Origin of the sequence: Bradyrhizobium betae (assembly GCF_050632175.1) — a bacterium.
GTDB classification, from domain to species: Bacteria; Pseudomonadota; Alphaproteobacteria; order Rhizobiales; family Xanthobacteraceae; genus Bradyrhizobium; species Bradyrhizobium betae_B.
On sequence record NZ_CP192576.1, the window covers coordinates 511765 to 523302 of the forward strand.

Here is an 11538-nt window from a genome sequence, read left to right on the forward strand (position 1 = left end):
CTGGTGTTAAGAGAGCACTTTGTGCTTACCTGATTACGCAGGAGTAACCGGCAAGCAGCCGGCATGGATCGTGAGGACCCGACGATGAAGCCAGACGTCTATGCAGCGAACTGCCCCACACGCCAGATACTCGACCGCGTCGGCGACAAATGGGCGGTGCTGATCCTGCTGCTGCTGCGCGAGGAGCCGATGCGCTTCAATCAGTTGCGCCGCACGATTGAAGGGATTTCGCAGAAGATGCTGAGCCAGGTTCTCAAGTCGCTCGAGCGCGACGGATTGATCAAGCGTCACGCCATCGCGACCGTGCCGGTGACGGTGGAATATTCGATCACGCAGCTCGGCGTGACGCTCGCCGCCGCAGTCGACCCCCTGCGCGACTGGGCCGAGCAAAACCTGAAAGACGTCCTCGCCGCACAGCGGCGCTACGACGCGCAGCTGAAGGATGTCGCGGCGTAAGGGCCGACGTTACGCCTGCCCGGCCTTGGCGAGTTCGACCTCGACGCGCAGCTCGATCTCGGACAGCACGGAATCGAGACCGGGATCACCGGAGGACGATTTCAGATTCGTCGCGGCATCCCGCAGCCGCGTCACCGTCGACGCGTCGAGATTGCCGGACAGCAGACCCATCTTGAGATCGTCGAGCACGTCGAGCGCGGTCCTGCCGCGAGCAACCGAACGCTTGCGGCGCTCGACCGGATCCTCCTCGATGCCCTGCAGTGCGAGCAGCGCATCGATGTTGGCGGCGGCCTTCGGTGCGGCAGCGCTCCGCGTCTCCTGCGCCGACGAGGCGTCGGGCAGAACAAAGGTGCCGGAGCCCGTCCGCTTGGCCTGGCTGGCCGGCGCTCCAAGCGTTGTGCCGTTCGGTCCGTAGATGCGCATCGCAGCAATCCGGGTGATCGATGCGTCACATTCGCCGCCTTATGGTTAACGGCGCGTAAACAGCCCGGCAAAATCTGCCGGGAGGCGGCAGTTTCGCTCCTCAAAGCGAACGCCGGCTGAGACCGGTCGAAACAGGTTTATTCAACCTATTCAATCACCTGCTCCCATTATCCCGTGTTGGCACAGCGCTCGCAAGGACAGCGTCGGACCAGCTCGTCATGGGAGTGTCGGGATTGGTCCGAGATTTGAGGAGGCTTTCTCGGGAGCCTTGGGGAGCAGAGGATGCAAGGCGTTCGTTGGGTGAGGATTCTTGGGGTGGCCTGCGCCGCGCTGTCAGCGCTGGCGCTCTCGGTCGCGTCCGCAAGCGCGACGTCGCGCATCAAGGATCTCGCCAATATCGAGGGCGTGCGGCAGAACCAGCTCATCGGCTACGGCCTCGTCGTCGGCCTCAACGGCACCGGCGACACGCTCAACAACATCCCCTTCACCAAGCAGTCGCTGCAGGCGATGCTCGAACGCATGGGCGTCAACATCCGCGGCGCCACCATCCGCACCGGCAACGTCGCCGCCGTGATGGTGACGGGCAATCTGCCGGCTTTTGCCACCCAGGGCACGCGCATGGATGTCACCGTCTCCGCGCTCGGCGACGCCAAGGATCTGCGCGGCGGCACGCTGCTGGTCACCCCCTGCTCGGCGCCGACGGCAACGTCTACTCGGTTGCACAGGGCTCGCTCGCGATCTCCGGCTTCCAGGCCGAGGGTGAAGCGGCCAAGATCGTGCGCGGCGTTCCGACCGTGGGCCGCATCGTCAACGGCGCCATCATCGAGCGCGAGATCGAGTTCGCGCTCAATCGGCTGCCGAACGTGCGTCTGGCGCTGCGCAACGCCGACTTCACCACGGCCAAGCGGATCGCGGCCGCGATCAACGACTATCTCGGCGTCAAAAGCGCCGAGCCGATCGACCCCTCGACGGTGCAATTGTCGATCCCGCCGGATTTCAAGGGCAACGTCGTCGCCTTCCTCACCGAGATCGAGCAGCTTCAGGTCGATCCCGACCTCGCCGCCAAGATCATCATCGACGAGCGCAGCGGCATCATCGTGATGGGCCGCGATGTCCGCGTCGCCACGGTCGCGGTGGCCCAGGGCAACCTCACCGTCACCATTTCCGAGAGCCCGCAGGTCAGCCAGCCCAACCCGCTGTCACGCGGCCGTACCGTCGTCACGCCGCGCACCGGCGTCAGCGTCACCGAGGACGGCAAGAAGTTCGCCGTCGTCAAGGACGGTGTCTCGCTGCAACAGCTCGTCGACGGGCTCAACGGCCTCGGCATCGGCCCCCGCGACCTCATCAGCATCCTGCAGGCGATCAAGGCCGCCGGCGCGATCGAAGCCGACATCGAGGTGATGTGATGCAGACGAGCATGATCAACACCCCGCACGTCGCGAGCTCCCCGGCGTTCTCCGTCGAGAGCCGTAACGGCCGGCCCGATTTCGAGCTCGCAGCCGCGTTGCAAAAGGTCTCGCCGAAGCAGCAGGCAAAGGCGCAGAAGACCGCCACCGATTTCGAGGCGATGTTCCTCAACAGCATGTTCTCGCAGATGACCTCGGGCCTGAAGGGCGAAGGTCCGTTCGGCGACACGACGGGCACCGGCGTGTGGCGCTCGATGCTGACCGAGCAATATTCCAGGAACTTCGCCAAGGCCGGCGGCGTCGGCGTCGCGACCGAGGTCTACCGCACCCTCATCATGCAGCAGGCGAAAACCATCCGCACGGCATAAGGTCAAACGAGATGAACCACTTCAACGCCTCACGACAGCCGGTGCAAGCGCAGCGTCCGAACACTGCACCCGGCAATGCCGAAGCGCGCAAGGTCGCCGAGCGATTGATGGACGCGATGAGTGCCCTGCTCGGGCTGATCGAGCGCGAGACCGAGCTCGTTCGCGCCGGCAAGGTCCGCGAGGCGATGACGCTCGAGAGCAAAAGCAGGAGTTGTCGCGAAACTACGTCAGTGCCGTCAGCGAATTGAAGGCGAACCAGCCCCAGATCGCCAAATCCGCGCCCGAGCTGCTCTCGACGCTGCATCGGCACCACGATGCGTTCCGCGCGATGCTCCAGGTCAATCTCACCGTGCTCGCGACCGCACATGCGGTCTCAGAGAGCGTCGTGCGCGGCGTCAACGCCGAGATCCAGAAGCGCAACGTGCCGAACACCTATACGGCTGCCGGCCGCCGCGCCACGCCGGGCCCGCGCCACATCACCCCGCTCGCGGTCAGCCGCTCGCTCTGAACGCACGCAAGAACATCTGTAATTTTACGAAAAACCGCGCGGCGATCTCGCCGCGCGGTTAGGCACGTTTCCTTACCCGATGTTCAAACCTGGTGTCCCATGGTTGCGTATTGAGAGGGGTTGGGATTTGACTCACGTGAGGCAACCAGGAGGCTGCCATGAGTACAGATTTCAGCATCAGGCCGGTGGGGATACCGGCACCTGTGCAGACCGTAACGACGTCGAATTCGGCGGCGAACGAGGCCGTGCAAACTGATTTGCCGGTGATCCAGACGGTGGCCGCAAGCGATACCAGTGCGGCCGTGCGCAGCGATCTGCCGAAGAACGAGAACGTCTCGCGTCAGGTCGTGTTCGACCAGGCCGCCGCATCTTTCGTCTTTCAGGTGGTCAACGACAAGACCGACGCGGTGGTCAATCAGTTCCCCGACGAAGCCATGCTGCGCCGGCGGGCCTATTTCCATGCAGAGGATTTGAAGTCCCAGCCCTCGCGTCCGCTCAATACGGACGTCAGCGCCTGAGCATCAGGTGTCGAGCGTGGCTTGCGCGGTATCGAGATAGGTCGAGCCGGTCGCGGGATCGGTGACGACGTTCTTGACCTGCGCCTTGCCGACGTCCGTCAGCGTGAACCTGGTATTCCCGAAGCGGAACGAACCGTCCTTGATCAGCACCTGCTGGTACTGTGACGTGCCTTCGCTCTCGTAGTGGACCTGCGCGCGAAATCCGCTGACCTGCGAGACGTTCAGCGAGAACTTCTTGCCGTCCGGATACTTGCCTGACCAGCTGCCTTGATAGAGCGAGGAATCGACCGCAACGTATTTCGACGAACTCGCTGTGCTCGAAAGCACGTTCGACTTATACGCCGTCGACAGGATGCTCAGGACGTCGGCCATGACGAGCTTCCGTCACGGACGGCCGGACAGACCGGCGGCGATGTTGCGGTTGATCTCGATCAGCGGATGGAAGTGATCCAATTGCGGGCTCATCTGCAGCGCGGCGGTCTGGCTCAGCACGAACACGCTGATGTTGGCGATCTTCTGCCGGACATCGAATGGCTGCGGATTGTTCTCGCGCATCGCCTCGCTCAGGAAAATCGTCCATAGCTTGCGATTGAACATCAGCGCGTGCTTGGCCTGCTCGCTGAACGGATCGGCGCCGTTGACCGCGTCCTGGAGCTTCATGGCGGCCTTGAGCAAGGTCTGCGCCTCGACATCGCGAGGGGTGGCGGTGGTTGTGGCAACACGCGCGTAGGCCGAGGCACCGTAATTCGACATCAATCACACCTTGGAAGTTACCTAGCTCGTTGAGCAAGCTTAAAAATTTCTTGTTTAACCCTAGGCAGCACGGCTTAAGATTTGCTTACGTGTAAGCTTGGAAGCACTCCGGACTATTACGGGTCATGGAGTCCTTCGTCAGCGCGAGATTGGATGCGCGCACGCAAGCTGTAGACGTGCCCTGCATCATCGGCATCGATCCGATCCCAACTAATCTGAGCGATCTCTCTCAAGAGTACGGCGGAGCATGAGCCCCGCCGCGACATTTCAACTTGCGATCTTGCGCTGGCGAAATTAGCGGAGCAGCTGGAGCACGCTCTGCTGCGACTGGTTGGCCAGCGACAGCGCGGAGACCGCGATCGACTGGCGGGTCGACAGCGCCTGGCTGTTGGCGGCTTCTTCGTTGGTGTCGGCCAGCGTCAGGTTGGACGAACCGGTCTGCAGCACGTTGATCAGGTTCTTGTTGAAGTCCTGACGGATCTGCACGACCGACAGGTTCGAACCCAGCGTCGAAGCTGCCGAGCGCAGCGCGGTCGAAGCCCCGTTGAGAGCCGACACGATCGCTTTGGTCGAGGCGCCGTCCACCAGGTCCACGCCGGCGGTCAGGGCCGACAGGCCGAGGCCGACCGGGTCGAAGACAGAGCCGGGGATGTTCAGCGTGGAGGTCCCTGTCTCGTTGAACACCAGCTTGAGCTGATCGCCGTTCAGCAGGTTGACGCCGTTGAAGGAGGCATCCTGCGATGTGGTACGGATCTGGTCGATCACGTTGTTGAACTGAGCCACCAGCGACGCACGGGCGTTCTGCGCGTCCGCATCCGGCACCGGAGCCGACACCGTCTTGCTCTCGAATGCCGAGCCGCTGTCGGTGATCGCAGTGCCGCTCACCGCGAAGGTCTGCGACGCATAGTCGTTGGTGCTGGTGATCTGCAGCGTGTGGCTCGCGCTGTCGATCGAGGCCCGCAGATTGTTCGCCGCCAGCGCCGTGTTGAGCTGGTCCAGCGTGTTGATCTGGCCGGTGCCGGTGCCGAAGGTGATATCGAGCGCCGTGCCGCCGCCGAACGAGTCGAAGTGCAGCGTCTTGCCGGACAGGCCGGACGTGGTGCTGCCGGTGACCGCCGTGGTGCCGGCCACCAGGCCGAGCGCCCCGAGGGCCGCCGCACTCTTGGTCGCCACGGTCGCATCGCTGTTGTCGCTGGAGGCCGCGATCACCAGGTTGCTGGTCGTGCCGGTGGCGAGCTTGAGCTCGCCGGTGGCGGACACCGACGACGCACCGGTCTGCGTCACGTAATTGTAGGTGCCTTGCGCCTTGTCGACGGCGTCGAGCAGGTCCTGCACCTTGCCGGAGGCCAGGTTGATGGTGCTGCCGGTCGAGTTCGTGCTTGTGGCAGCGCTCGTGGAGAAGGTGATGGTCTTGCCGTTCACGACGAACGACGAGCCATCGGCGATGTTGCCGATATTGGTCAGATCGCTGAGCGAGGTGGTGGCGGAGATCGCCGCAGGCGCCGCATATTTGGCAAGAGTCGCACCCGCCGCCAGCGTCGTGGCCGAACCGCCGCTGACCGCCAGCGTGCCGTTCAGGCCAAGCGCGGTCAGCGCGTTGCCCGTACCGGTGATGCTGAAATCGTCGGTCGTGCCGGTGCTGATCTGCAGCTTGCCGGCGGCGCTGACCGAAGACGTGCCGCCGGTGATGGCGTCGATCGCACCCAGAACGTCGCCCACGCGGGAGGTGGCGAGATCGAGATAGGTGGTGTCGGCCGCACTACCCGCCGAACCACCGGCGCCCGAGTCGTAGAACGAGATGGTCTTGGTGCCATTGACGACCAGCGTGCTGCCGGCGGTGATGGTGGTGCTCAGATCGTTCGAGGTGTTGCTGGGCGTGCCCTTGAGCAGGGTGGCTGCGGACACCGTCGGGGGCGTTCCCGCCGGCGTGCTGGCCACCGTGTTGTTGCCGGTCAGGCCGAGTTTGGCAACCGTGCCGGCCGTGCCGTCCTGAACGCTGACGTTGGCGATCGAGGCCGTCGAGGTCAGCGTGAACTGGCCAGTAGCGAAGCTGGCAACAGTGCCGCCGGCCGCCGTGTTGATCTTGGTGACCAGGCCGCTGATGGTATCGCCGCCGGCGACGGTGACTGTCGTGCCGTTGACGGTGAACGTGTCACCGGTCTTGATGCCGAGATCGCTCACCAGGCTGCCGCCCGTCGGCGTTGCGCCGGCACCGTTGGCAGTGGCATTGACCGTGACCGATGCGCCGGAGACACCGGCGACACCGGTGAACAGGGTCGAGCTGGCGGCGGAGTTGTCGGTGACCGATAGCGACGTGCCGGTGTTGGCGGCCGTCAGCGTCAGCTTACCGCCGACCACGCTCGCCGCGACGCCCGAGCTGGACGTGCCGCCAGTGATCGCGGCGGCGATCGCGGTCGCATCGCCCGTACCAGTGAGCGTAGCGGCGTCGATGAACACCGTATTTGTTGCGGGCGGCGGTGCAGCACCGGTGTAGAACGACACGATCGTATCGCCGGCGTCGGTCGAAATCGTGAAGCTGTCGCCAGCCGAGAAGCCGGAGGCACCCGTATCGTCAATGCCGGTGGTGAGCTTCGCGGCGTCATAGGCATGAAGCGCCGTGCCAGTCTTGCTGGCCACAATCGCGGAGCTCAGCGTGTCGGCCGTCAGCGTGCTGCCGGTGACGGTCTGCGCGGTCACGGTCGTGCCGGTGGCGGTCAGGGCCGTGCCGGTATTGGTGGCGCTGGAGGTCGCCCCGGCGCTGCCGGTCAGGTTGGTGGAGGACAGGCCGGCGATCGCAGCGCTGGTCAGTGTGGCCCTGGTGTCGTAGCCCGAGGTCGCCTGCAGCGCCTGGCTGGCGATCGATTTGGCGGTATCGACCAGCTTCTGCAGCGAGGTGATGCCGGTGTTGGCGGCCTGGAGCACCTGCACGCCGTTTGCGATGCCGTCCAGCAGGTTGTTGATGTCGCTCGCGCGGTTGTCGAGGCCCTGCGCGGTGAAGAAGTTCGTGGGATTGTCGAGCGCGGTGTTCACCTTCTTCCCGGTGGAAAGCCGCTCCTGCGTCGTGGCCAGCAATTCGGCCGTCGATTGCAGCGACAACAGGTTCTGGCGAACCGATGCCGAGAGAACGATGTTGGACATTGGCAGGTCTTCCTCTTGAACCGAATGCGAATCGACCGTGCAGGTCTGAAGAGCGAGCTTTCGTCCAGTTTTACGGGCTGTCCTTTAAAGTATGGTTAACGCCGGTTTAAGAGACAGGGTTAATCGCTCGTAAAGGCCCCTGCCCCCGTCCGGACCAAAAGAATAGCCGCGGGGAAATGCCCCCGCGGCTTGGATTTATTGAGTGATTTCAATCGCCCGTCGGCGGAGGAGCTCGAGCTGGAAAGCCGCCGCCTGCTGCATGTCCGCAAGGTCCCGGGGTGACGGAACCAAAGGATCGAACGACAAAGCAAAACGGCGGGGTTGCCCCCGCCGTTTTCCGTATCTTGTGTGGCTTCCGTGCTTAGCGGAGCAGCTGGAGCACGCTCTGCTGCGACTGGTTGGCCAGCGACAGCGCGGAGACCGCGATCGACTGGCGGGTCGACAGCGCCTGGCTGTTGGCGGCTTCCTCGTTGGTGTCGGCCAGCGTCAGGTTGGACGAACCGGTCTGCAGCACGTTGATCAGGTTCTTGTTGAAGTCCTGACGGATCTGCACGACCGACAGGTTCGAACCCAGCGTCGAAGCTTCCGAACGCAGCGCGGTCGAAGCCTTGGAGAGGCTGGACAGAACCGAGTTGGTCGAGTTGTTGTCCACGAAGTCGGTCCCGGAGGTCAGCGACGACAGGCCGAGACCGGCCGGGTCGAAGTTGATGCCGGTAACGTTCAGCGTGGACTTGCCGGTTTCGTTGAACACCAGCTTGAGCTGGTCGCCGTTCAGCAGGTTGACGCCGTTGAAGGAGGCATCCTGCGCCGTGGTACGGATCTGGTCGATCACGTTGTTGTACTGAGCCACCAGCGACGCGCGGGAGTTCTGCGCGTTCACATCAGCCACCGGAGCCGACACCGTCTTGCTCTCGAATGCCGAGCCGCTGTCGGTGATCGCAGTGCCGCTCACAGAGAAGGTCTGCGAGGCGTAGTCGTTGGTGCTGGTGATCTTCAGCGTACCGCTCGCGCCGTCGATCGAGGCCGACAGATTGTTCGCCGCCAGCGCCGTGTTGAGGGCATCCAGCGTGTTGACCTGGCCGGTGCCGGTGCCGAAGGTGATGTCGAGCGCCGTGCCGCCGCCGAACGAGTCGATGTGCAGCGTCTTGCCGGACAGGCCGGACGTGGTGCTGCCGGTGACCGCCGTGGTGCCGGCCGCCAGGCCGAGCGCCCCGAGGGCCGCCGCACTCTTGGTCGCCACGGTCGCGTCGCTGTTGTCGCTGGAGGCCGCGATCACCAGGTTGCTGGTCGTGCCGGTGGCGAGCTGGAGCTTGCCGTCGGCGGACACCGACGACGCACCGGTCTGCGACACGTAGTTGTAGGTGCCCTGCGCCTTGTCGACGGCGTCGAGCAGGTCCTGCACCTTGCCGGAGGCCAGGTTGATCGTGCTGCCGGTCGAGTTCGTGCTTGTGGCAGCGCTCGTGGAGAAGGTGATGGTCTTGCCGTTCACGACGAACGACGAGCCATTGGCGATGTTACCGATATTAGTCAGATCGCTGAGCGAGGTGGTGGCCGAGATCGCCGCAGGCGCCGCATATTTGGCAAGAGTCGCACCCGCCGCCAGCGTCGTGGCCGAACCGCCGCTGACCGCCAGCGAGCCGTTCAGGCCAAGCGCGGTCAGCGCGTTGCCCGTACCGGTGATGCTGAAATCGTCGGTCGTGCCGGTGCTGATCTGCAGCTTGCCGGCGGCGCTGACCGAGGACGTGCCGCCGGTGATGGCGTCGATCGCACCCAGAACATCGCCCACGCGGGAGGTGGCGAGATCGAGATAGGTGGTGTCGGCCGCACTACCAGCCGAACCACCGGCGCCCGAGTCGTAGAACGAGATGGTCTTGGTGCCATTGACGACCAGCGTGCTGCCGGCGGTGATGGCGGTGCTCAGATCGTTCGAGGTGTTGCTGGCCGTGCCTTTCAGCAGGGTGGCTGCGGACACCGTCGGGGGCGTTCCCGCCGGCGTGCTGGCCACCGTGTTGTTGCCCGTCAGGCCGAGCTTGGCGACCGTGCCGGCCGTGCCGTCCTGAACGGACACGTTGGCGATCGAGGCCGTCGAGGTCAGCGTGAACTGGCCAGTAGCGAAGCTGGCAACAGTGCCGCCGGCCGCCGTGTTGATCTTGGTGACCAGGCCGCTGATGGTATCGCTGCCGGCGACGGTGACCGTCGTGCCGTTGACGGTGAACGTGTCACCGGCGTTGATGCCGAGATCGCTCACCAGGCTGCCGCCGGTGGGCGTTGCGCCGGCGCCGTTGGCAGTGGGAGCAGCCGTGACGGTTGCGCCGGAAACACCGGCAACACCGTTGAACAGGTTCGAGCTGGAGGGAGAGTTGTCGGTGACCGACAGCGACGTGCCCGTGGTGGCAGCCGTCAGCACCAGCGAACCGCTGGTCGCGTCAGCCACGACGCCAGAGGTCGACGTGCCGCCATTGATCGCGGCGGCGATCGCAGTCGCATCGCCCGTACCAGTGAGCGTAGCGGCGTCGATGAACACCGTATTGGCTGCCGGAGCCGGTGCACCACCGGTGTAGAACGACACGATCGTATCGCCAGCGTCGGTCGAAATCGTGAAGGTGTCGCCAGCCGAGAAGCCGGAGGCGCCCGTATTGTCAATGCCGGTGGTGAGCGTCGCCTTGTCATAGGCATGGAGAGCGGTGCCGGTCTTGCTGGCCACAACCGCGGAGGTGGTCGTGTCGGCCGTCAGCGTGCTGCCGGTGACGGTCTGCGCGGTCACGGCCGTGCCGGTGGAGGTCAGAGCCGTGCCGGTGTTGGTGGCGCTGGAGGTCGCGCCGGCGCTGCCGGTCAGGCTGGTGGAGGACAGGCCGGCGATCGAAGCGCTGGTCAGTGTCGCCTTGGTGCTGTAGCCCGAGGTCGCCTGCAGCGCCTGGTTGGCGATCGACTTGGCGGTATCGACCAGCTTCTGCAGCGAGGTGATGCCGGTGTTGGCGGCCTGCAGCACCTGCACGCCGTTGGCGATGCCGTCCAGCAGGTTGTTGATGTCGCTCGCGCGGTTGTCGAGACCCTGCGCGGTGAAGAAGTTCGTGGGATTGTCGAGCGCCGAGGTCACGCTCTTGCCGGTCGAAAGGCGGCTCTGGGTGGTGGCGAGAAGGTCGGCGGTGGACTGGAGGGAGAGGAGGTTCTGACGAACCGACGCGGAGAGAACAATACCGGACATAATCTGTACCTTTCTGGTAGCTATGTGCCCTGCTCGACCGAGATTGATCGAACGACCGGCGGACCGTGCGTCCAAGCCTCTAACAATCCATGAAACAAAGCCGCCGCCTTTGCGGACATGACGCGCGACGGACTCTCCGCGCGCCAGAGCCGCGTTCCGGAGGGGGCATCAAAGCATTTGAAATTGCTGGCCTTTTTCTCGCGGGCCGCGGCGTTTACCAGCCATTAACCATGTTCAGCAAGGATTGCGACCAAAATCGGCGACGAACGCTTGTAACGCGGTGCACGTCGCCCGATCATTACAGTCGAGTTAATGGAGAACTGGCATGGCCCTCAAGGTCGAGCTGAGACCGCACGAACGCATCATCGTCGGTAACTGCGTGATTACCAATACGGACCAGCGCGCCCGCCTCCTGATCGACGGCGAGAACGTGCCGATCCTGCGCGAGCGCGACATCCTCACGCCCGAGACCGCGGACTCGCCTGCGAAGCTCGTCTATCTGGCGGTCCAGCTCATGTACATCTCTCCGGATCCACAGAGCCAGCACGGCACCTACTTCAACCTGGTGCGGGATATCGTCACCGCCGTGCCGAGCGCCTGGCCGATCATTGAAAGCATCAACAACAACATCATGAACGGCGATCTCTACCGGGCTTTGAAGGAGGCCCGCAAACTGATCTCCTATGAAGACAAGCTGCGTGAGCAGTTCGAGGCGACCCATCCCAAGGGCGGCGTCGCGGCCGGAGTCAGCTCGGCCGCCTGA

At 64.2% G+C, this 11538-nt stretch carries 9 protein-coding genes and 2 pseudogenes; 6 read left to right on the forward strand and 5 right to left on the reverse strand.

The features are described 5' to 3' along the window. Positions 1-84: 84 nt before the first annotated feature. On the forward strand, positions 85-456 hold the full coding sequence (locus tag ACQ86E_RS02720) for a winged helix-turn-helix transcriptional regulator (protein WP_151649292.1): 372 nt from the start codon (positions 85-87) through the stop codon (positions 454-456). A gap of 9 nt (positions 457-465) precedes the next feature. Here ACQ86E_RS02720 and ACQ86E_RS02725 read toward each other — a convergent pair whose 3' ends face one another. Next, complete coding sequence (locus ACQ86E_RS02725) at positions 466-879, reverse strand: flagellar assembly protein FliX (protein ID WP_431204076.1); 414 nt, start codon at positions 877-879, stop codon at positions 466-468. 282 nt (positions 880-1161) lie between these two features. Between ACQ86E_RS02725 and ACQ86E_RS02730 the strand changes: the two are divergent. The 4 genes and pseudogenes from ACQ86E_RS02730 to ACQ86E_RS02745 all read left to right on the forward strand — a co-directional run bounded on the left by ACQ86E_RS02730 (position 1162) and on the right by ACQ86E_RS02745 (position 3679). After that, a pseudogene (locus ACQ86E_RS02730) lies at positions 1162-2285 on the forward strand (flagellar basal body P-ring protein FlgI). Continuing rightward, on the forward strand, positions 2285-2653 hold the full coding sequence (gene flgJ / locus ACQ86E_RS02735; RefSeq protein ID WP_431204077.1) for a flagellar assembly peptidoglycan hydrolase FlgJ: 369 nt from the start codon (positions 2285-2287) through the stop codon (positions 2651-2653). The pseudogene ACQ86E_RS02730 and the gene flgJ overlap by 1 nt, the downstream one beginning before the upstream one ends. Positions 2654-2664: 11 nt before the next feature. Then, positions 2665-3161 (forward strand): annotated as a pseudogene (locus ACQ86E_RS02740) (hypothetical protein). Positions 3162-3319: 158 nt separating this feature from the next. Further along, positions 3320-3679 (forward strand): hypothetical protein, encoded by a 360-nt coding sequence (locus ACQ86E_RS02745; RefSeq protein ID WP_431204078.1) that lies wholly within the window; start codon positions 3320-3322, stop codon positions 3677-3679. Between the two features lie 3 nt (positions 3680-3682). On the opposite strand, the gene ACQ86E_RS02750 is transcribed toward ACQ86E_RS02745, so the two are convergent. The 4 genes from ACQ86E_RS02750 to ACQ86E_RS02765 all read right to left on the reverse strand — a co-directional run bounded on the left by ACQ86E_RS02750 (position 3683) and on the right by ACQ86E_RS02765 (position 10775). After that, positions 3683-4051, reverse strand: coding sequence for a hypothetical protein (locus ACQ86E_RS02750; protein WP_431204079.1), 369 nt, complete (start codon positions 4049-4051; stop codon positions 3683-3685). Between the two features lie 12 nt (positions 4052-4063). After that, entirely contained in the window at positions 4064-4432 is a 369-nt protein-coding gene (gene flaF / locus ACQ86E_RS02755) for a flagellar biosynthesis regulator FlaF (RefSeq protein WP_431204080.1), read from the reverse strand. Between the two features lie 294 nt (positions 4433-4726). Beyond that, positions 4727-7570: a flagellin gene (locus tag ACQ86E_RS02760; RefSeq protein ID WP_431204081.1), complete on the reverse strand. Its 2844-nt coding sequence runs from the start codon at positions 7568-7570 to the stop codon at positions 4727-4729. Between the two features lie 361 nt (positions 7571-7931). Further along, a complete protein-coding gene (locus tag ACQ86E_RS02765; protein ID WP_431204082.1) occupies positions 7932-10775 on the reverse strand; it encodes a flagellin in 2844 nt (947 codons plus the stop codon). A 325-nt stretch (positions 10776-11100) separates the two neighbouring features. On the opposite strand from ACQ86E_RS02765, the gene flbT reads away from it, so the two are divergent. After that, positions 11101-11538, forward strand: a complete 438-nt coding sequence (gene flbT, locus ACQ86E_RS02770; RefSeq protein ID WP_431204083.1) for a flagellar biosynthesis repressor FlbT — start codon at positions 11101-11103, stop codon at positions 11536-11538.